The 21,870-nt window shown below is 63.0% G+C and carries 15 protein-coding genes and 1 tRNA gene; 11 read left to right on the top strand and 5 right to left on the bottom strand.

What is annotated here, in order from left to right; genetic code table 11:
- The first annotated feature begins 33 nt into the window (after positions 1-33).
- Entirely contained in the window at positions 34-1,866 is a 1,833-nt protein-coding gene (locus tag RIF72_RS13440) for an ABC-F family ATP-binding cassette domain-containing protein (RefSeq protein WP_309075375.1), read from the top strand.
- A 480-nt stretch (positions 1,867-2,346) separates the two neighbouring features.
- On the opposite strand, the gene RIF72_RS13435 is transcribed toward RIF72_RS13440, so the two are convergent.
- Complete coding sequence (locus RIF72_RS13435; protein ID WP_309075405.1) at positions 2,347-2,946, bottom strand: TetR/AcrR family transcriptional regulator; 600 nt, start codon at positions 2,944-2,946, stop codon at positions 2,347-2,349.
- A gap of 288 nt (positions 2,947-3,234) precedes the next feature.
- Between RIF72_RS13435 and RIF72_RS13430 the strand changes: the two genes are divergently transcribed.
- The 10 genes from RIF72_RS13430 to sufU all read left to right on the top strand — a co-directional run bounded on the left by RIF72_RS13430 (position 3,235) and on the right by sufU (position 17,975).
- A tRNA-Gln gene (locus RIF72_RS13430) sits at positions 3,235-3,306 on the top strand.
- 123 nt (positions 3,307-3,429) lie between these two features.
- Positions 3,430-4,929, top strand: a complete 1,500-nt coding sequence (gene glmU, locus RIF72_RS13425; RefSeq protein ID WP_309075374.1) for a bifunctional UDP-N-acetylglucosamine diphosphorylase/glucosamine-1-phosphate N-acetyltransferase GlmU — start codon at positions 3,430-3,432, stop codon at positions 4,927-4,929.
- On the top strand, positions 4,926-5,906 hold the full coding sequence (locus RIF72_RS13420; RefSeq protein WP_011774071.1) for a ribose-phosphate diphosphokinase: 981 nt from the start codon (positions 4,926-4,928) through the stop codon (positions 5,904-5,906). The genes glmU and RIF72_RS13420 overlap by 4 nt, the downstream gene beginning before the upstream one ends.
- Positions 5,907-6,225: 319 nt before the next feature.
- Positions 6,226-6,801, top strand: coding sequence for a 50S ribosomal protein L25/general stress protein Ctc (locus tag RIF72_RS13415; RefSeq protein WP_309075373.1), 576 nt, complete (start codon positions 6,226-6,228; stop codon positions 6,799-6,801).
- Between the two features lie 116 nt (positions 6,802-6,917).
- The gene (gene pth / locus RIF72_RS13410; protein ID WP_309075372.1) at positions 6,918-7,502 is read left to right on the top strand and encodes an aminoacyl-tRNA hydrolase; all 585 of its coding nucleotides are present in this window, start codon (positions 6,918-6,920) and stop codon (positions 7,500-7,502) included.
- Between the two features lie 141 nt (positions 7,503-7,643).
- Positions 7,644-10,376: a LuxR C-terminal-related transcriptional regulator gene (locus RIF72_RS13405; protein ID WP_309075371.1), complete on the top strand. Its 2,733-nt coding sequence runs from the start codon at positions 7,644-7,646 to the stop codon at positions 10,374-10,376.
- Positions 10,377-10,417: 41 nt separating this feature from the next.
- Complete coding sequence (locus RIF72_RS13400; RefSeq protein ID WP_309075370.1) at positions 10,418-13,069, top strand: AAA family ATPase; 2,652 nt, start codon at positions 10,418-10,420, stop codon at positions 13,067-13,069.
- 472 nt (positions 13,070-13,541) lie between these two features.
- Positions 13,542-16,049, top strand: coding sequence for an ATP-binding protein (locus RIF72_RS13395; protein WP_309075369.1), 2,508 nt, complete (start codon positions 13,542-13,544; stop codon positions 16,047-16,049).
- A gap of 79 nt (positions 16,050-16,128) precedes the next feature.
- Complete coding sequence (locus RIF72_RS13390; protein WP_309075368.1) at positions 16,129-17,454, top strand: cysteine desulfurase; 1,326 nt, start codon at positions 16,129-16,131, stop codon at positions 17,452-17,454.
- Between the two features lie 68 nt (positions 17,455-17,522).
- Complete coding sequence (gene sufU, locus RIF72_RS13385) at positions 17,523-17,975, top strand: Fe-S cluster assembly sulfur transfer protein SufU (protein ID WP_309075367.1); 453 nt, start codon at positions 17,523-17,525, stop codon at positions 17,973-17,975.
- 16 nt (positions 17,976-17,991) lie between these two features.
- On the opposite strand, the gene nhaA is transcribed toward sufU, so the two are convergent.
- From nhaA to RIF72_RS13365, 4 genes are all read right to left on the bottom strand, one after another.
- Positions 17,992-19,278 carry a Na+/H+ antiporter NhaA gene (nhaA, locus tag RIF72_RS13380; protein ID WP_309075404.1) on the bottom strand — a complete coding sequence of 429 codons (1,287 nt, stop codon included), beginning with the start codon at positions 19,276-19,278 and terminating at the stop codon, positions 17,992-17,994.
- A gap of 191 nt (positions 19,279-19,469) precedes the next feature.
- A complete protein-coding gene (locus RIF72_RS13375) occupies positions 19,470-19,691 on the bottom strand; it encodes an SCO4848 family membrane protein (RefSeq protein ID WP_309075366.1) in 222 nt (73 codons plus the stop codon).
- Between the two features lies 1 nt (position 19,692).
- Positions 19,693-20,190 (bottom strand): DUF2505 domain-containing protein, encoded by a 498-nt coding sequence (locus RIF72_RS13370; protein WP_309075365.1) that lies wholly within the window; start codon positions 20,188-20,190, stop codon positions 19,693-19,695.
- Between the two features lie 47 nt (positions 20,191-20,237).
- Positions 20,238-21,764 carry an SDR family oxidoreductase gene (locus tag RIF72_RS13365; protein ID WP_309075364.1) on the bottom strand — a complete coding sequence of 509 codons (1,527 nt, stop codon included), beginning with the start codon at positions 21,762-21,764 and terminating at the stop codon, positions 20,238-20,240.
- Positions 21,765-21,870 lie beyond the last annotated feature (106 nt).

The raw sequence follows: 21,870 nt of genomic DNA, 5'->3' as shown, positions 1-21,870 counted from the left end.
ACCCCGCATTCCAGCAGTAGAAAGTAGTACCCATTGGCCCACCTGCTTGGCGGCGAAAACCTCACCGTTTCGTTCGCGACCCGCACTGTCCTCGACGGCGTCACCCTCGGTTTGGAGGATGGCGACCGCATCGGCATGGTGGGGCGCAACGGCGACGGCAAATCGACGCTCATGCGCCTGCTCGCCTTACGCTCGACGCCCGACTCCGGCCGTGTCACCAAGCGCGGAGACGTGAACGTCGGCTACCTGGATCAAGGCGACGTTCTCGACGGCGACCTCACCGTAGGCGCTGCGATCGTCGGTGACCGCGCGGATCACGAATGGGCGGCCAACGCCAAGATCCGCGAAGTCATGGGCGGATTGGTGGGCGATGTCGATTGGCACGCCAACGTCCACGCTCTCTCCGGTGGCCAGAAACGCCGTGTCGCTTTGGCCAAGCTCCTCATCGAGGACCACGACGTCATCATGCTGGACGAACCCACCAACCACCTCGACGTCGAAGGCGTGGCGTGGCTCGCCCGGCACCTCAAAACCCGTTGGCGCGCCAACCAGGGTGCGTTCCTGGTGGTCACCCACGACCGCTGGTTCCTCGATGAAGTCTGCAACTACACCTGGGAAGTCCACGACGCCATGGTGGACATGTTCGACGGCGGATACGCCGCCTACGTTTTGGCGCGCGCCGAGCGGGACCGCATGGCCGCCGTCGTCGAAGGTAAACGGCAGCAGCTCGTCAAAAAGGAACTGGCGTGGCTTCGGCGTGGGGCACCTGCCCGCACGGCCAAGCCCAAGTTCCGGATCGAAGCTGCCAACGACCTCATCGCAGACGTACCCGATCCCCGCGACTCCGTGGCCCTCAGCAAAATGGCCACCGCGCGTCTGGGCAAGGACGTGTTGGACCTCGAGAACGTCACGCTTGATTTTCTCGACGGGGAGGACGGGCAGAAACTCTTCGACAACATCACCCTGCGCCTTGCGCCGGGTGAAAGACTTGGCTTGGTGGGCGTCAACGGCGCCGGTAAGTCCACGCTCCTGAAGTTGCTCAACGGCGAGATCCAGCCGAGCTCCGGCAAGGTCAAGCGGGGCAAGACCGTGGTCACCGCAGTGCTCACCCAGGACGTCAAAGAGCTCGACGACGTCTCGGACCTGCGCGTCATTGAGGTCATTGAACGCGAAAAACGGTCCTTCAGCGTGGGCGGCAAGGAGTTCACCGCTGGTCAGCTCGTGGAACAATTGGGATTCACCAAGGAAAAGCAGTGGACCCCCGTCAGCGATCTCTCCGGCGGTGAGCGTCGTCGACTTCAGCTTCTGCGCCTGTTGGTAGGAGAGCCCAATGTCCTGATGCTCGACGAACCCACCAACGACCTCGACACCGATACCCTGGCCGCCGTCGAAGACGTCCTGGACGGGTGGCCCGGGACGCTCGTGGTGGTCAGCCACGACCGCTACCTCTTGGAACGCGTCACGGACAACCAGATGGCTCTATTGGGCGATGGGAAACTCCGTGGCCTGCCGGGCGGCGTGGACCAATACTTGGAACTGCGTGAAGCTGCACTGGCGTCCGGTGCTGTTGGCGGCGGCTCAGGTGCTCCCACTTCTGCGAGTGGCGGTTCTTCATCGAGCGTCGCTCAGTCCGGTGCCAGCGAAGCCGAAAAGCGCGAAGCCCGCAAGGACCTCAATAGGATCGACCGCCAGCTCGGCAAAATCTCCCAACAGGAAGAAAAGCTCCACACCCAGATGGCCGCGAAATCCGAATCCGGCGACTTCGATGCCCTGGGGGAGCTGAACGCCAAGCTCAAAGAACTGCTCGACGAGAAAGAGGTCCTGGAACTCGAATGGCTGGAGGCCGCCGAAATCCTCGGTGAGTAGATTGAGCGATGAGTGCCGTCTCGCCGTGGCTTAGCTGCGTCCCAGCGGCACGCATCCTCCGCTTAGCTGTATCCCAGCGGCACGCATCCTCCGTGTGCTGCTCCTTCGTCGCTTTGACGCACGCTTCCGGATGCCTGCCGCTGCGCCGACCGCCGATTACCAACGCTCTCTCACGTCCCGCGGGTTTGGGGCGGACCGTCTCTCACGTCCCGTATAGGCCGTGGCGGTCCACCACCTGGTGGGTCTGGTGCACCCCATGGTTTCGACGCAAGTGGTCTACAATTCGGGCCTCCGTCGGCGAGTTTGTTGAAACCCTCGGCGCGGTTGAATTCCAGGTTGCTACAAGGAAGGAGCCACGGTTGCGGGAAACACGTCTCCAACACGCAGTGGCGTCGTTGCCCGGCAACGGAATAGCGGCCCAACAACGTCAAAGCCGAACACCCCCGAGCTCCATGACTGCAGTGCCGGTGAGAGTGCCCGTTAGCCCTCGGAGCGGAGCCCGGGCTCTTTTTGCAGCCCCGTCAGGCCGTTCCACGCCAAATTCACCAGGTGAGCGGCAACAGCCCGTTTGTCGGGAGTGCGGCTGTCGAGCCACCACTGGCCTGTCATGGCCACCATTCCCACGAGCATCTGTGCATACATGGCTCCGTCAGCGGCGCTGAATCCACGTCGCGCGAATTCGTCGGAAAGCAGGTGTTCCACCCGGGCCGTTACGTGGGTGAGCAGCGTGGAGAAGGCGCCCTCGGGCTGTGAGGGCGGGGCGTCGCGCACGAGGATCCGGAAGCCGTCGGTGCGGTCTTCGATGTAGCCAAGGAGTGCCAGGGCAGCTCGTTCGACCAGGACGCGGGGCTTGGCTTCGGTGCTGAGTGCCTGGGTGATGGAGTCCAGGAGGATCCGGAATTCGGTCTCCACAACCTGGCGGTACAGGCCTTCCTTGGAGCCGAAGTGTTCGTAGATCACGGGCTTGGAGACTCCGGCGGCGGCGGCGATTTCCTCAATGGTGGTGCCATCAAGTCCTCGGGCGGCGAAGAGGGCGCGTCCGATGCCGACGAGTTGTGATTTCCGTTGCTGTCCGGTCATCCGTGTGCGCACTGCCGGGCCGCTGCTGACGTGCTCTGCGTGCCCGGAAGTGCCCGCCGGCCGGGGGAGTTCAGTGCGGTTGCTCACGTGTCCATCATGCCCTACGTGACTGCTGGAACGGGCGCAGGGCAGGTCCTCCGGGGCCGGAACGGTCAATCCCGGAGCGGCCTCAGGGTGGTCAAGTCGCGAAGCATGCATTGGTCATGGCAAACTAGATTCTTGTGTGTGCATCCCGGTGATCCGGGAAACCCTCCGGACCGCAAGATCCGGGGGATGAATCATGCACGGTCCGCTCTGGTGTAATGGCAGCACCCCGGCCTTTGGAGCCGTGGAGTATAGGTTCGAATCCTATGGGCGGAACGGTCGGAAAATGCGCTCCTTCTCTGTACCTGTAGCGGCTCTCATGGTGCCTGGGTCCATTGCTGGATGGCAGCATTCCGAAGCCGGGTTACCCGGGACATACCGAGCAAGGAGAGCCAGTACGTGAGCCCCGAAACCACCGGTCCCGCAGCGGTGATCGTTTTGGCCGCAGGTGCCGGAACGCGCATGAAGTCGCGGACTCCCAAAATTCTCCACGAAATCGGCGGCCGCTCCATGGTGGGCCACGCTCTCCTCGCCGCACGTGCCATCAACCCGTTGAAGCTGGCCCTCGTTGTCCGCCACGAGCGTGACCGCGTAGCAGAGCACATTACAGTGCTGGATCCGGGAGCACTCATTGTTGATCAGGACGACGTCCCCGGCACTGGCCGCGCAGTGGAAGTCGCGCTCAACGCGCTGGACGCCGATGCTGAGCTTTCCGGCACCGTGGTGGTCACTTACGGCGATGTCCCGCTGCTGACCGGTCAACTGCTTGGCGAGCTTGTGGCAACACACGAGGCTGAGGGCAACGCCGTCACCGTCCTCACCGCAGTGCTGGACGACGCAACCGGCTACGGCCGGATCCTGCGCGCCGAAGATGGCACCGTCACCGGTATTCGTGAGCACAAGGATGCCAGCAACACCGAGCGCGCTATCCGTGAGGTCAACTCCGGTATCTACGCTTTCGACGCCGCCGTTTTGCGCACCGCACTGGCGAAGGTCACCACGGACAATGCCCAGGGCGAGATGTACCTGACCGACGTCCTCGGTTTGGCCCGTGACGCAGGCGGCCGGGTTGCCGCCGTCGTGACTGAGGACCGATGGCAGGTTGAAGGTGCCAACGACCGCATCCAGCTGTCCGCGCTTGGCGCCGAGCACAACCGCCGCATTATTGAGTCCTGGATGCGTGCGGGCGTGACCGTGGTGGATCCCGCCACCACTTGGATCGATTCCACCGTAAAGCTTGATGAAGACGTCCGGTTGTTGCCCAACACCCAGTTGCACGGTTCCACCACGGTGGCGCGCGACGCCGTCGTGGGTCCTGACACAACGTTGACCGACGTCAATGTTGGCGAGGGCGCGAAGGTGATCCGGACGCACGGTTCGGGTTCCACCATCGGTGCCAAGGCGAGCGTAGGGCCGTTCACGTACCTCCGCCCCGGTACGGTCCTGGGCGAGACCGGCAAGATCGGCGCCTTCTACGAAACCAAGAACGTGACGATCGGCCGCGGCTCCAAACTGTCCCACTTGGGCTACGCCGGTGATGCTGAAATCGGCGAAGACACCAACATCGGTTGCGGCAACATCACCGCCAACTACGACGGCGAGAAGAAGCACCGCACGGTGATTGGCTCGGGCGTCCGCACGGGCTCAAACACGGTCTTCGTTGCACCTGTGACAGTTGGCGATGGCGCTTACAGCGGGGCCGGGGCGGTTATTCGCAAGGATGTTCCCGCCGGAGCCCTCGCCCTCAGCCTGGCCGCACAGCGGAACGCCGAAGGCTGGGTAGCAGCCAACCGGCCGGGCACCGCCTCCGCGAAGCTGGCTGAAGCAGCGCATGAGCTGGCAACGACATCCACATCTTCACAATCCCCGGCAACCATAGAAGAAGGCAAACAGGCATGAGCGAAATTACCGCACACGGCGAGAAGAAACTGATTCTCGCCGCCGGAAGGGCGCATCCGGAGCTGGCGCAGGAAATCGCGAAGGAGCTGGAGACCGAGCTCCTGCCCATCGACGCCTACGACTTCGCAAACGGGGAAATCTATGTCCGTTCGGCCGAGAGCGTGCGAGGCACTGATGCCTTCGTCATTCAGGCCCACCCGGCTCCGTTGAACAACTGGCTTATGGAACAGTTGATCATGATTGACTCCCTCAAGCGCGCCTCTGCCAAGAGGATCACGGTTGTTTCCCCGTTCTACCCGTACTCCCGCCAGGACAAGAAGGGCCGTGGTCGCGAGCCCATCTCCGCCCGACTGGTTGCCGACCTATACAAGACTGCCGGCGCGGATCGCATCATGTCCGTTGACCTGCACACTTCGCAGATCCAGGGCTTCTTCGACGGTCCTGTCGACCACCTGATGGCCATCCCGCTGCTGGCCGACTATATCCGCACCAAGGTGGAAGCCGACAACATCACGGTTGTTTCGCCTGACACCGGCCGCGTCCGGGTAGCCGAACAGTGGGCTGAGCGCCTGGGCGGTGCCCCGCTCGCGTTCGTTCACAAGAGCCGCGACCTCACCGTCCCCAACCAGGCCGTCTCCAAGACCGTTGTTGGCCAGGTTGAAGGCCGCACCTGCGTCCTCATCGACGACATGATCGACACCGGTGGAACCATCTCCGGCGCCGTCCAGGTGCTGAAGAACGCCGGCGCAAAGGACGTCATCATTGCCTGCACGCACGCGGTCTTCTCCGATCCTGCCGCGCAGCGCCTCGCTGATTCCGGTGCCCGCGAAGTCGTGGTCACCAACACACTGCCCATCCCTGCAGAGAAGCGCTTCCCGTCGCTGACGGTGTTGTCCATCGCACCGTTGATTGCCCGCGCCATTCGTGAAGTGTTCGACGACGGTTCGGTCACCAGCTTGTTCGACGGCAAAGCATAACGCCGGGCTGCTGAATTCGAGCGGGCCATTCGACGCCTTCGGGCGTGCGGGTGGCCCGTTTTCATTGCCGTTTTCAGAAAGAGCGCGAACCGCTGCTAAACTCTTGGGGATACCTTGGCGAGGGAGAGCACATCCGGTCCGCACTTTGTGGACCAGGGTTGCGGGTCTCCGTTATCGACTGGGTCTGCATCTCCTTCAACACAGGCGGAACGGCTGCTCGGCGGCCGATCTCAGCCGGGCGTAGAAGGTCTCCAGACCTCCGCCCTTGCTGATAGACCAGCCCGGACTTTCCGGGTGCCACAGTAATCAAGGAGTACACATGTCTGAGCAGAAGCTCACCGCAGAACTGCGCACCGAATTCGGCAAGGGTTTCGCCCGCCGTGCACGCATGGCCGGCCAGATCCCGGCTGTCATCTACGGCCACGGCGCAGAGCCCATCCACATCAACCTGCCGGGCCGCGCCACCACGCTGGCAGTTCGCGTCTCCAACGCCCTGCTTGCAATCGACGTCGACGGCGAGCAGCACCTGACGCTCGTGAAGGACATCCAGCGCGATCCCGTAAAGCAGATCATCGAGCACGTTGACCTCCAGACGGTGAAGGCCGGCGAGAAGGTTACCGTTGACATCGCCGTCCACGTTTCCGGTGAAGTTGCTCCGGGTGCTGTCGCCAGCCTTGAAGCCACCACGGTTTCCCTCGAAGCTGAGGCTACCCACGTTCCCACCGCCGTCGAGGTCAACATCGATGGCCTCAAGGCCGGCGAGAGCATCCACGCTTCCGACCTTGTCCTGCCGAAGGGTTCCATCCTGCTCACCGAAGGCGACACCCTGGTGGTCCGCATCGCTGAAGCCGCTGGTGCTGATGAAGAAGAGAGCACTGAAGCTGCCGCTGAGTAGTCTTCTGACTGCTTGAGGCTTATGCCGTTGAGTGGCCGGGCACCCTTGGGGTCCCGGCCACTTTCTTCTTCGCCCCCATCCCTGCTGATCAACTGACCCCTCCCTAGGATGAGACCATGACTGACACTTGGCTGATTGTCGGCCTCGGCAACCCCGGCAGCGAGTACAGCAACAACAGGCACAATGTTGGCCAGATGGTGCTGGACGAACTGGCTTCCCGCATGGGTGGAAAGTTCAAGGTCCATAAGGCGAGGGCCCAGGTGGTGGAGGGGCGGCTGGGCATTGGAGGCCCCCGAGTGGTACTCGCTAAGCCCATGACGTACATGAACGTCTCAGGCGGACCCGTGGCAGGGTTGTGCAACTTTTTCGACATCGCGCCGGATCACGTCATTGCCGTCCACGACGAGATCGACATCCCTTTTAACACAGTCAAGCTAAAAATAGGTGGCGGTGAGGGTGGGCACAACGGCCTGCGGGACATCTCCAAGGCACTCGCCACCAAGGATTACCTGCGCGTCCGTGTAGGCGTGGGCCGGCCGCCGGGGCGCATGGAGACGGCGGACTATGTCCTCCGGGATTTCGCCACCCCGGAGAAGAAAGAACTGCCGTTCCTCGTGGATGAAGCGGCTGACGCAGTGGAGCTGCTCATGGATCAGGGCTTGCTCGCCGCGCAACAGAAGCACCACCCTGCCAAAGCTTGAGCAAATCTTGAGGAAAGCCTGAGGAAAGCCTGACGGTCCTGAGGACCTTAAGGCCTACAAACTGTGGGCGCCCAGCGGTAGTGTGCATGTTACGCAAGCAAGCGGTGGGGGACTGTCGCGGATGTGTAGCTAAGGATGCGGATGTCGGCGGAGTTGCTAAACAGGAGCGGGGGAGGCGTAGCGAGAGCTGCGGCTCCCGATCTTGTGGGCGGCCCAACAGACCGTCAAACATGGTCGCTGTTGGCCCGGAGCCACGATTTGTCCAAGGCGGGCAAACACCTCGAATCGCCCGACTCCTACGGGGTGGTCCTTACCGGGGAACGGGGAATCGGTAAATCAGGCCTGGCAAGGGCAGTGGTGTCATCGCTCGGCCCCAAAGTCCACAGCCTCCAGCTGCGCAACACGGTCGCAAGCGGCCAAACCCCCTATGGATGCCTTGGTTTCCTGCTGGCCCGGTTGCCTTCGGGTGCCGTGGGCTCGCCTACGGGCATCCTGCACGCGGTCACGAACCTGATCAGGACAGAAGCCGCGGGCCGGGACACCGTTTTCATCGTGGACAACGCCGGCGGCATGGATCCGATGAGCACGGGCGTGCTGTTGAACCTCATGGCTACCGGTACCGCGAAAGTCATCGCCACCGTGCAACGCGCCAGCGACCTCCCTGCTGATTTCCATCGGCTGGTCCTTGAAGGAACGCTGGGTGAGGTACATCTGAATACGCTCAGCGAAGAACAGACCAAACAGGTCCTGGGCTCGGTCCTGGGGCACTATGTTTCGTCAACACTGGTAGGTTCGCTGCACTCTGCCGTGGGCGGCAACCCCATGCTCCTGCATGCCCTTCTCGAGGAGCAACGGCACACGGGCAACCTGGTTCTCAACGACTCCGTCTGGACGCTTCGTGACCGAATCAAACTTGAGGGCGCCGCGGTTGTGGAGGACTTTGTCCGCTCCAGACTGGCGCGCGAACCGCAAGCCAGCAGGACCGTCGTCGAAATCCTGGCCTGTGCGCAGCGCGCAACACTCTTGGATCTGGCAGACATCTTCGGCACCGAAGTTCTTGTGGAGATGGAAGAGTCAGCCCTGCTGACCATTGAGAAGGACGGGGACCACTGGGTTTCGCTCCGGGACCCGTACGTGGGAGAGGTAGTGCGCGGCTGGTTGAGTACCCGCCGTATGCGCGAGTTGCGGTTAATGCTGCACGGTCCCAAGGAACCTGAACTCCACGCATTGGCACCACAGGACCTCCTCAGCTATGCGGCGTGGATGCATGCGTCCGAGGACGAACCCGCGCCGTCGCCCGCGCATGCACTTGCGGCCGGACGGGCCGCGTTGGATGACTACGACCCCAACTTCGCCATCCAGTGCACGCTGTCACTGGACCCGAAGGACAGCGAATGGGTACCCGGACAACGGCTCAAAGCTGCGGCCTACCTCTTGCTGGACCTGCCGTTGCACGCGGCCCAGGCGTTGGACGAGGTGTCCGATTCCCACATCGCGGCTTTGGATCCGTTGGAGTTCGCTGAAGTCATCGCGGCAAAATGCCGGGCGATGACGTGGATCGATGGTCGGTCGGGAATGGTGCCGGGAGTTATCGCTGCCGGCCTGGAGACGCTCGAAGCCAAGGCCGGGGATTATCCGGCGCAGGCCATGGCTACGGCGCGCAACCGACTCCGGCTTTGCAACTACGAGTACCAAACCTACATGGGTGAGTACGCCGCCATGCTTGACGCCTTGGAAGAGGAATATGCCAAGGACTCCGGGGAGGATCGTGAACACTGGCTCAACTCATCCTTCTTCCTGATCGAAGCCCGCTGCATGCTGGGCAGGGAGTTGGAGGCACAACAACTTGCGCGAACTGTTTCCCGGCACTTGGGGGACACGGACCGTCCCGCACAGCTGGAGGAATCCTTCGCCAGGCACGCGTTCCTGGTCCTCCTGCTGTCCGGGCAATGGCGGAAGTGCATCGAACTCATGCGTCGCACACCCTCAGGGTCCTCACGCCTTCAGTACCGGGGCGCGCTCACAGAACTGGGCGTTGGGCTCGCATTCGCTTATGCCGGCAAGCCCGCCAGCGCAATCGAGCCCCTGCGCTCCGCCGTTGCCCAACTTGAGCTCCGGCCCAGCATGAACATGAACAAGGTTGCTTATGCAGCCACCGCTTTTGCCTACGCTCAACTGGGTAACTCCGTGGAGGCCGGCCGATACCTGGACCTCTATAGAACCTGCAGGGGAGTGGGGACGTATTTCTCTGAATCAGTCGCTGAGTTCTGTGCGGAGATGGCTGGGCGGTGGATGGGTGACCCTGATGTGAAACAGCGACTCCTTGCCCGGGTACGCACCGACATCGAGCAGCAGCGCTTCACTACGGCCGGCATCTACCTTTTTGGCGCCACCGTGGAAGGTACGGATGAGGAATACCGCTTGCTGGAGGACATTGCCGGCCGTCGACAAGGGCCATTGGCGAAGATTTCCGGCGACCTTGCGCGCGGTGCCCTGACCAAGAGCTCCCGCTCATTGCTGACGGCCGCTGACGCCGCAGCATCCCTTGACCTGTTGGTGGTCGAAGCCCGGTGCGTGGCCATGGCACTCGATTACGCCAGGGACGCCGGGGAAACAACAGCAGCCCGAACGGCACAGCTGAGGCTTGAACGTCTGGAACATTCGATCCCCGCGTTGCCGATCCAGCCACGCAGCGACGCGCCGGTGTTGACCGAACGGGAACGCCAAATTGCTAAACTCGCGGGAAAGGGTGTCAGCAACCGTGAAATCGCGATGGATATTGGGGTGTCTGTGCGAACTGTAGAAGGTCATCTGTACCAAGTGTTCACCAAGCTCGGCGTATCGTCTCGGGGCGAGCTCAATGGACTGCTGTGAGGCAAGCGGCGAAGCTTCCGTAGACACGGTGTGGGTTGCCCATGCAGGCTGAGCACCTTGTAGGGCGGGACGCCGAGTTGGAACTGGCCATGGACATTCTGCGCCAGGAAGGCGCAGGGGCCGTGCTCCTGGTTGCGGATCCCGGCATCGGAAAGACCGCATTGGCAGCCGAAATCGCGGCGCGCTTGGCCGGGGAAATGGTGGTGATGCGGGTTCATGGGAGTCCAGCTTTGTCCGCCGTGCCGTACGGGGTCCTTGCCCCGTACTTGCTGGATCTTCCTGTTGAGCAAGCGACATCGCCTGTGTCGATCCTGCGCGAGTTCTGGTCCCAGTTCGAGAAACGGCGTGGCGGCGAAGGCGCGCGCCTGCTGTTGATTGTGGACGACGCACACGACCTCGATGAAGGCAGTACGCAGATCCTGGCCGAGCTGGTCACTGCGGGATGGGCGCGGCTCGTAGCCACCAGCAGGCCCAGGCCGGGCTTGCCCGCGGCCTTGCTTCAACTCTGGTACGACGGACTGGCAGAGCGGCTGGAGCTCCACCCGCTCGACAAACATTCGGTCACTGAGCTGGCAGAAAAGACGCTCGACGGAACCGTCATGTCCAGCGCGGCTGAGGTTCTGCACTCTGCGTCCGAAGGCAACCCGTTGCTGCTCCACTGCCTCCTTGAGGATTCAAAGACCGAGGGAAACCTGGTACGCCGCAACGGGGTCTGGCTCCTGACCAAGGCACTCTCCGGGGGCGGCGAAAGCCTGGCCGAGGTAGTCCGCAACAGGGTGCTCCGTACCAGCGAAGCTGAACGGGAGGCGATGTACATCATTGCCCTTTCCGAGCCCGTCCCTGCCGCTGTGCTGGATGCACAGGTGGGCAGGGACACTGTACGGGCATTGATGGACAGTCGGCTGGTACTTTCAGCCAACGGACCCGGCGGGCCCCTCAAGATGTGGCACCCCTTGTACAGTGAGGCGCTCCGCAAGATCGTTTCGCCTGCCCGCAGCCTCCAGATCCGCCGGCGCATGGAACAGCAATTGCCCGCAGAACCGTCCACAGCGGAGGGACTGCTCCGGATGGTGAGCTGGGCCCTGGACTGTGGCGCCGACGTCGACGATGAACGATTGCTGCAGGCAGCATTCCTGGCTGCCCGGCTGTTGCAGAATCCGCTGGCGATAGCGGCAGCGGGCAAGGTTCGATCTGAGGCCCTGCGTCCGCGGGCGCGTGCAGTCATGGCCATGGTCCACTACAACGACGGCGACTACCGCACTGCTGTCCAGTTGCTGGAGGAAGGCTCCGGGTTCCTGGACGCTGATCCGTCAAGGCCTTTGGGCGCAGGCCTTCTGTGGGTTGCCGCGCGTACTGCCGCAGGCGACCCGTCAGCGGACATCGTGGCTGATGCGCGGACCGCTGCCAAAGCCCTGATTGGTGAGCGGGAGACTTCGGACCCTGTTGTCCAGCAAGTCGAAACTCACCTGCTGGCGCTGGAATTGGCAGTACTCGCCAATGATGGCCGCTATGAGGAACTCCGTGAGGGCCTGGAGCGGTTCGCTGAAGCGTCAGGGCCTGATGGACCCGACCTTGCCATGAACCGGGTCTTCCTGTTGGCGATGCAGTGTGAGCTCCTGACGGTAGAGGGGCAACCCGTGCAGGCTTTGGAAGCTGGCAGGGAAGCCTTGCTGCTGTTGGAAGAGGACAACGACTTCCTGTACTTCAGCGACTTTGTCATGCTGCGCTATACCTTGTCCGCTTTGGAATCCGGAGACTGGGAAGCGGCAGCGACAGCCCTTGACCGTTACGCCGCCGGTTCGGCCACGGGACTCGTCTATTTTGGTGGAGGCGTTGAAGCGCTCAAAGGCATGTCTCTGCTGCGCCAGGGCCGCTTGGAACACGCCACGGAGCTGCTGACGCCCGCCGTCGAAGCACTGCGGGTCAGGGACCCGCTGCAATTGCGAAGCCTCGGAAACGCGTTGGCGTTCTACGCCGCAGCGAAGTCCGGCGACACAACGCTCGCCCGGCGCCTGGAAAGCGAACAGGGAACGGCAGCCGGAGCCTTCGTGGAAGCCCTTGCGGAGCTGTTCAGGCTTGCAGGCCAGGAACTTCTCAGCAAAGGCACAGGCGTGCAGAAATTGAGCCGGCTTCCGGAATCCGGACATTTGCACCAGTTGCCCGGCATTTTGATGCAGAACCTGGTTCTCAGGGCCGAGCTCGGGGACGTGCAGGCCATGGAGTCCATCCAGGAAACGGCGTCGTTGATGGACGGCGGCTGGGCCGCAGGGTGGCAGTCGCTTGCGGAGGCGCAGATGCGCGGTGAAGGCCAAGGGTTCGTGAATGCGGGCAACCTCCTGGCTGCTTCCGGGATGCCCGGACCGGCCGCGGTGGCCTTCGACAAAGCTGCTGTGACTTTCGACGCTGAAGGCAAACGGCCGGAAGCACGGCAAGCAGCTGTACTGCGCGATGTCAGTGAGGCCAGCTTGGGCGATGCCCTGGTTCATGACCCGCACGCCGAGGCTGACCGATCCGTGCCGCTTACCAGACGCGAGCAGGACATCGTTGCCCTGGCCGTCGCAGGACTGACCGACCGCCAGATCGCCGAGAAGCTCATGGTGTCAGTCCGCACCGTGGAAGGTCATTTGTACAGAAGCTACGCCAAGTTGGGTATCCGGCGGCGTGAAGATCTTGGCGCGGCCGTCCGTCACTGACGCGCGCTGCTGAGTACCCGGTCCAGGGCCTCCCTGCCCACCTGCTACCGGAATCCCGCGGAATTTAACCAATCAGTGGAATAATGCGCGGGTAGTCCATGCCGAAACCAAGTAGTGCCCGGTCCGGAGACTGAGTACAACAGAGTATCGGGGTACCAAAAGCTGCCCGCTTTTCGAGTACCAACTACTGATGTACGGCATGTTGCGCCCCGGCAATATTGATCTTGGAAGAACGGTTCAGCCCCAAGCATCACCGGGATTCCGAAAGTTGCATCACCCGCATCGGAGGTCTCTTGAGTCGATGCACCGGCCGCCGAAAGGTGGTCCGGCCCTGTACGAAGCCGGCGGCGACAGAGTCTTCTGAGACCGAGACTCTCCCCCCAGCCGCCGCCGGCTTCTAGGCCAGGGACCCCGCGAATCGCGGACTACCCAACCCTTCCCGCATCATGGGACTGCTGCTATTGGAGTGTGCATGTTGCCGGACCCCTGGCTGGACGAAGACACCGTCACAGCAGGGCTGAGGCCATCAACATTCCCGGACAGGGCGCAGCTGCTCGAGCTCATCCTTTCCGCCGTTCCATCCGCCTCCACCAGCGGCATCGTAGTGGTGGGAGAGCAGGGTTCCGGAAAGAGCCACCTTCTGCTCTCCATCAAAGAGGGGCTCCCCAAAACGGTGGATGTCCGCACCTTCACCGGAAAGCCGGAACTTAGGGCACTCCACTTCGGCGCACTGGGAACCATTTCCTCAAGTGAAGGGGACGAGGCCGTAGCGCCGGGCCTTCACGTTCTCCGCGCCCTCACCAGCACTCTGGGCCCGGCCGACTACCTGTACAAACCCCCACCCGGACGACGCCGAAACAAGCGGACCGCTCAACCGGCACGGCCGCAGCTGGTCCTGTTGGTGGACGATATCCATCACATCGATCCCGCCTCATTGGCGGTCCTGCTGCAACTCATCCCCGGTTTCGGGGCAACGATTGTAGCCACGGCTGAAAGCCACCACCCCCTTCCGCAAGACCTCTACCAGCTCTGGGAAGACGGCTTCCTGGAGCAATACTTCCTGCCGTCATTCAGCTTCAGCGAGGCACATGCCCTGTGCGAATCCATACTGGGTGGGCACGTCCAGCGGCGCGCAAGCAGCCTCCTCGCGGCTATGAGCGGCTTCAACGTGGGGCTGCTCTGCCTGGCGGTGAATGACGCCCGCCGCGCAGGGTTCCTGGTGCAGATGGATGGATTCTGGACCATCGATGTCCGGGCGCACTGCGACTGGCCCGGCGTGGTGGAGCATGTCCGGGCGGAGAACGTTTCCCGGCCGCCCGAAGAGCGCCAAGCATTGGAACTCATCGCGCTCGCAGAGCCTGTGGCGCTTGAGGTAGTGGAACACCACTTCGGGCAGAAAGCCCTGGAGCATCTCCTCACGAACCATGACATCAAGTTGCTGCCCGGCCGGCTTCCGCTGGTCCGCACGAGTTCCTGGCTGCGCGGGGAAGGGACCCGTTTGTCCGTGCCGCGGTCCCGGAGCATGGCACTCCGGCTGGGGATGGAAGAGCCCGCGCTGACTACGGAGACGGCCCCCGCCATGCTGCGATGGATGACATGGACCCTCGACTGTGGCCTGACCCTCTCCGACGAGGTTCTCTTGGCCGCTGCGCCCGCCGCTGACAGGCCGTCCACTGCCGAACTCGCCCGGAGGGCCGCCTCAGCAGTGACTGGGGCGGATCATGCAGACGAGGCCAGGCTGCTCAGGGCGCGGGCGTTGATCGCCGAGGGCCAGCTCGCGGAGGCAGCTCCGGAACTTCGGCGTTTGGCAGCCGCGGGTGGGCCCCTTGGAGTGAAGATCGGCGCAGCACACCGACTTATGGCTCTCGGATTATTGGGTGCTGCGCCTGGCGTCGCGTCCCTTGAAACGGAACTTGTCGAGTTGGAGTCTGGTGGGCCGGCGCCTAACGGCCAAGGCGTCAAGGAAGGGACGGACCCGGCCGCCCGGATCCTGTGGAATGTCCGGGAAGCCGAGCGCCTTCTGCTTTCCGGGGCGGCGCCGGAAGCGCTGCAGAGGTCGTCTGCTGCGATGGAAGCCATCGGCGCCGACCCGGCTATGGAGATGTTCCTGCCGGGGGCGATGCTTCGGCATGTCATGAGTCTCCGATACAACCTCGCATGGGGACTGGTGGACCCGCTTTTGGACTGTCCCGCCGACTACGTCATGCCGATGTACCTTTCGGCATGCCTGGACGTCGCCCGCGGTTACGTCCAGCTAAGCCAGGGTCTCCCGCGGGCAGCCCGGGTCACCTTGGAGCCCGTCCTTGCTGAACTGCACGACGCCGGCCTACCGCCCGTTCTCGCCCTGGCTGCGGCCCTGCTGGCGTACTGCGAGGCGCATTGCGGTAACTCGCGGCAGGCCATGGCCAGGGTCCGGCAGGCCATGGCTGCGCAGGAAGCCGCGCAGCAAGCCACGCAGGAAGCCGCTCGGAACACTACGAGTCTGGATGGCCTGTTGCTACAGCTCAGCACCGTGTATATCGCGGCAGCGCAGACCCAGGCCTCCGGCACGTCAACTCACTTGTTGGCCCTGGCGGAAAGGTTGCACTCACAGGGCAGCACTTTGATGGAGGCGGAGGTGTTGTCACTCCTGACGCTTAACGCGGGCGGTGCCGTCGTCGACGATCTTGAGATCGTGCGCCGCCTGGGCGCTCTGGCGGCTATCCTTCCCGGCCCGGGTGGTGCGGCATTAGGGACGTTCGCATCGGCTTTGGCGGACAACGACCCCAAAGCGTTGGAGTCGGCTGGGCGGTGCCTGTCCGCGGACCGGCAGTTTGCCCATGCTGCCCTTTGCTATTCGCGGGCGGCCAGCGGTTACGAAGCCAGGACCCGCGCGGCAGCGAGTCGTCGGGCCTCGGTGCTCGTCGAGCGGCTCCGGAGTGCCTTCGACAGCGGGCTGGTTCCACCACTGGGATGGGTTCCGGGGCGGGCCGGCAGCTGACGTGCTGTACGGCACACCGCCGGGTAGGGGTCAGCGTGGGATAATGAGGAGTCCCTGAAGGATTTCCAAGGAGCGCCCCTTGACTGCCGTATCAACTCCCGCCTCACTGCAGCGGTCCATGCACGCCATGGACAACGCGGAGGTGTTGCGGATCCGGAACGATTTCCCGGTGCTGGACCAGCTGGTCAACGGCAAACCCTTGATCTACCTCGATTCCGGCGCTACCTCGCAAAACCCGCTCAGCGTTATCGAAGCCGAGCAGGAATACTACGAGCAACGCAACGCCGCCGTGCACCGCGGTGCCCACCACCTTGCGGTGGAAGCCACTGAGGTATTTGAGGACGCACGCCAGACCGTAGCGGACTTTGTTGGCGCGCAGTACGAGGAAACCGTTTGGACCTCCAATGCCACGGAGGGCCTCAACCTCATCAGTTACGCACTGTCCAACGCCGCCCTGTGGGCTGCCCAGGGACGTGGTGGTTCGGCCCTGAAGGACCTCGCGATCGGTCCGGGCGACGAGATCGTCGTCACGGAAATGGAGCACCACGCCAACCTCATTCCTTGGCAGGAACTGGCCTTCCGGACCGGTGCCACGCTTAACTACATCCCCGTGACGGACGACGGGATCCTCCGGCTGGATGCAGCCGCTGAAATCGTGGGGGAGCGGACCAAACTCCTGGCCTTCACCCATGCATCGAACGTCCTGGGAACCATCAACCCTGTACCTGAACTGGTAGCGATGGCCCGCCGCGTAGGTGCTTTGGTGGTTCTGGACGCTTGCCAGTCCGTCCCTCACATGGCAGTTGACGTCAAGGAACTGGACGTAGATTTCGCCGTTTTCTCGGGCCATAAAATGCTGGCCCCCACGGGTGTGGGTGTGCTGTATGGGAAGCAGGAGCTTCTGAATGCCTTGCCGCCTTTCCTGACGGGCGGGTCCATGATCACCACGGTCACCATGGAACGGGCCGAGTACTTGCCGGCGCCACAGCGGTTCGAGGCCGGAACTCAACGGATCTCCCAGGCCGTTGCGCTCGCAACTGCCGTAAACTACCTCACCGAGACGGGCATTGACCGCATCCACGCGTGGGAAACGGAGCTTGGCCAGCGCTTGGTGAAGGGGCTGGAAAGCATCGACGGCATTCGCGTGGTGGGTCCGGCCTCCGGTTCTGAACGGATCGGACTGGCAGCCTTCGACGTCGCCGGGGTCCACGCCCACGACGTCGGGCAGTTCCTTGATGACCGCGGCATCGCCGTTCGCGTGGGCCACCACTGCGCCCAGCCGCTGCACCGCCGGCTCGGACTCACGGCCACCACCCGAGCGAGCACGTACCTTTACAACACCACGGACGACGTCGATTCTTTCCTCGACGCCGTTTCGGGTGTCCGGGCTTACTTCCAAGCCTGACACGCGGAGCCGGCCCTGTGGCGGGCAGCCGTTAGCCAACAACTTTTCCAGAAGAGGCAAAAAGCATCATGAGTCTTGACCAGCTGTACCAGCAGATCATCCTGGACCATTCCAAGCAGCGGCACGGCAGCGGCTTGGCCGAAACGGATGCTCCGGACGGTACATCCACCGGTCAATCGCACCAGCTGAATCCCGTGTGCGGGGACGAAGTGACGCTGCGGCTTGCGGTATCCGATGGAACGGTCCAACAGATCAGCTGGGACGGCGCGGGCTGTTCCATCTCCATGGCTTCTGCCTCGGTGCTGAGCGAACTGGGTGAAGGCATGTCCGTGGAGGAATTGCACTCCGTCATTGATAACTTCCGCGAGGTTCTGCGTTCACGCGGAAAGGTCCAGGCCGACCCCGAGATTCTGGGCGATGCAGCTGCCTTCGAAGGGGTGGCCCGCTATGCCGCCCGCGTGAAATGCGCCATGATCTCCTGGGTTGCCGCCGAGGACGCGCTCAACCAAGCCACCACGTAACAGCAGTACCTCCGCGTTAGGCGCGCGCAAAGACGTCAGGGACGCCGTCGCCGTCGTCGTCCCGTTCTTCATCTGCCTGCACCTGGCGGTAGCGCCGGTTGCGGGCCTTGAGCACGACGGCGGCCAGCAGCGCCGAGATCAGGGAACCTGCCAGGATGGCCACCTTGGCGTGGTCGTTGTGGGCCGAGCCCGCTCCAAAGCTCAACTCGCCGATCAGCAACGAGACTGTGAATCCGATGCCGGCCAGCAGAGCCAACCCGAAGAGGTCGATCCAAGCGATGCTGGAGTCCAAGCTTGCGCGGGTGGTTTTGGTGACCAGGAACGTGGTGCCGAAGACACCCACGGCCTTGCCTACTACAAGCGCTGCAACAATGCCCAAGGCCACCGGGTCACTGAGGGCGGCTCCCATGCCGTCCAATCCGCCCAACGCCACGCCAGCCGAGAAGAACGCAAAGACAGGCACGGCAAAGCCTGCCGAGAACGGGCGTAGTTTGTGTTCGAGGTGCTCGGCCAGGCCCTCGGCCGGTTCTCCCTTTTTGCCGCTGGCCAGGACCGGAACCGCGAAGCCCAACAGCACTCCTGCCACGGTGGCGTGAATGCCGGAGGCATGGACAAAGCCCCACGTGGCCAAGGCGAGCGGCAGCAGGAGATACCAGCTGCGGATCCGCTTCTGGACAAGGAACGTGAAGAGGGCCAGCGGGATCAAGGCAGCCACAAGCATGAGGGGCTGGAGCCCGGTGGAGTAGAAGAAGGCGATGATGCCGATGGCGATGAGGTCGTCCACCACTGCGAGCGTCAGCAGGAATGTCCGGAGCGCCGCGGGCAGATGCGTGTTGATGACGGCCAGCACTGCAAGGGCGAAGGCGATGTCCGTGGCTGTGGGAATGGCCCAGCCATTGAGTGTTTCTCCGCCCGATCCGAGGTTGAAGAGAACGTAGACAAGGGCCGGAAGCACCACTCCGCCGATTGCAGCGGCCACCGGGACAACTGCCCGGGCAGGTTTGCGGAGTTCGCCAGCTACGAATTCACGCTTGAGCTCTAATCCCGCGAGGAAGAAGAATACCGCCAGCAAGCCATCAGAAGCCCAATGGCCCAGGCTCAGTTCAAGATGCCAGGGTTCGTAGCCGATCTTGAGGTCGCGGAGGGCGAAATAGCTGTCTGCTGCCGGGGAGTTCGCCCAGATGAGCGCCACCACGGTGGCTGCCAGGAGGAGGCCGCCGCCCACTGTTTCCGTGCGGAGGATCGAAAGGATCCTGCGGTACTCGGGGTAGCTGGAGCGTGAGAAAACTTTGCCGCGCTGCATAAGGGCTGCAGGGGTCTTCTGGGGCACGAGGGCTCCTTAACATCAGGAAAATGAGTCGGTCCAAGGGGAGCACAATGACTCCGCCGACCAGACTTCCCGGCACACCAACGTCCATACTACCCAAGTAAGTCGCAGATCAGGTCGCTTGGAACGCTCCAAACGACCTGATCTGCGACTCAGTTGGGTGAAGCTTAGACGACCAAGCCCGCGATCCCGATAACCGCCGTCGCGAGTCCGAGCACCATGGAGATGGTGACCAGCACAACGTGCACCGTGAGGAACTTGGTGGCCTTCCCGGCAGCATCGCGGGCGCGCGGGTCCTTCATGACGCGCTTGAGGAACTGCGGCCACACCACCAGGGACCAGACACCGGCAACGATCAGGACAACCGCCAGGATTGCGGGGAGCTCCACGCTAGTGGCTTTCGAGCCAGGCCTGCGCCTGCTGCGACTGAATGCCCAAAGCCTTGCCCACCATGGGCTCGGCAGCATCAGCGATCTTGCCACCGAGGAACGGAACCGAGGAGGTCACGTTGCCTTCGAGTTCGATCTTCGTGCTGCCGCCCTCGGCGACCAGACGCTGGACCGCTGTGACATCAAGCGGAGCGCCCGAGATCTTCAGGGCAATCGTGCTGGACCGTGAACCGTCGGCAGCCGGGGCTTCCCACTTCTCGGTCTGGGTCACCTTCAGCGTTTCGCCAACGAACTTGCGGGCGATCTCCGGCAGGCGCGTGGTAGGCAGCGTGCGAACCGTGGTGGTGGTGAAAGCGCCGGCAGTGTCGCCGTCAACGGTGAACGATTCCAAGGAGCCGCCCACGTATTCGCTGGTGTGACGCAGGAAATCTTCGTTGACGAAGACGGCAGCTACGCGGTCAACGCTGTGGGGCAGGGTGGTGGATGCACTCAGGGCCATGGGTCCTCCGTGGATGGTTGTGGTGAAGCTTTTTAGCTCCCAACATCCTACGGGGTCTGGGTAGACACGCTTGAACCAGCCTCCTGGAGGGTAGTGGCTGCGGCCGAAATGTTGCGGGCCATTGAAGGAAAAATGAATCCGTGGAAGGGGTACACGCCAAGCCAGTAAAGCCTGCCCGCCAAGCCGCGGGGGAAGAAGATTGCGCGTTGCTTATAAAGGGTGCCGTCACCATCGGGCTCCACTGCCAACTCAAGCCAAGCACCGCCGGGGGCACGCATTTCGGCGCGCAACCGCAGCAGATGTCCGCGGTCTATGGTCTCCACCCGCCACCAATCCACCACTTCACCTGTGTTCAGGGTCTTGGGGTGCCGGCGACCCCTCAAGAGCCCTGCGCCACCCTGCAACTTGTCCAGCCAACCCCGTACCCGCCAGGCCAAGGGAAGGGAGTACCAGCCGTTCTTGCCGCCGATGCCTTCAATGATGGTCCAGACGTGCTCCGGCTTGGCCTCGCTGTGGAAGGTCCGTTCGTCAAGGAAAACCTTGTAACCGGCCCAGTCGGGATCGCTCGGCAGGGGATCGGCGTCAATGCCCGCGTTCGCCCACGTTGTCTCTACCTGCCCGTCCCGTTCCTTGCCCAACGCCAAGGCGACGGCGCGCCGGTAGGGAGTCAGGCCGCCGTCGGGCTGCGGAATGTAATCATCGACGTCGTGCTCCCGCGACACTGCGTCGTGTTGCAGCGACTGCACCAAGGGGAGGGACATGGACAACGGAATGGGAGTCACCAGGGCTACCCACAAACCCGCGAGCTTGGGAGCAGGCACCGGAAGCGCGACCACCAGCCGCCGGGGGAGCCCTCGCTCCACGGCGTACTCGTTCATCATGTCCTTGTACTTCAGGACATCCCTGGAACCGACATCGAAGGAACGGTTCAGCTTCTCCGGGAGTGCGGCGGCGGCCACAAGGTAGTGGAGGACGTCACGAACGGCGATGGCTTCCACGCGGTTATTGACCCAGCTGGGCGCGGGCATGACCGGCAGGGTCTCTGCGAGATGCCGGATCATCTCGAAAGACGCCGAACCCGAACCGATCACCACACCGGCCTGGAACACGATGGCGTCAACCGCAGACTCCAGGAAAACGCGGCCCACGGTCTCCCGGGACCGCATATGGATGGAAAGCTCCGCGTTTTCCGGGTGCAGGCCGCCAAGGTAAACGATCCTGTCCACCCCCGCATCCGTGGCTGCACGCGCCACGAGCCTGGCCATCGCCTCTTCTTTGGCTTCAAATCCGCTGCCGGAAGCCATCGAGTGGACCAAGTAGTAGAGGACATCCACGCCGGTCAGTGCGTTCGACAGGCTTTGGGCATCAGAGAGACTGTCCTGGATGATCTCAACCTGATCGTGCCAGGGAACATCGGCGATCTTCTGCGGTGTGCGGACCAGGACCTTGACCCTGTGACCGGCTTCGAGGAGCCGGGGAACCAATCTCCCGCCGATGTAGCCCGTTGCGCCGGTGACCAGCACCGTCTTGGTGTCCTGCGGGGTATTGGAATGCGTAGCTTCCGAATGCTGCAAAGGAACTCCTGTGGCTGGGGGTAGAGGTAGGCTGGAATGACCCGGCATTCGTCTGAATTTCCGGGCATTTGTGTTGCCTGCCCTTGGACCCACCCTAGGAGTTTCT

This window comes from Paenarthrobacter sp. (assembly GCF_031180005.1).
Classification (GTDB): domain Bacteria; phylum Actinomycetota; class Actinomycetes; order Actinomycetales; family Micrococcaceae; genus Arthrobacter.
This window is presented reverse-complemented; position numbering and strand designations above follow the sequence as displayed.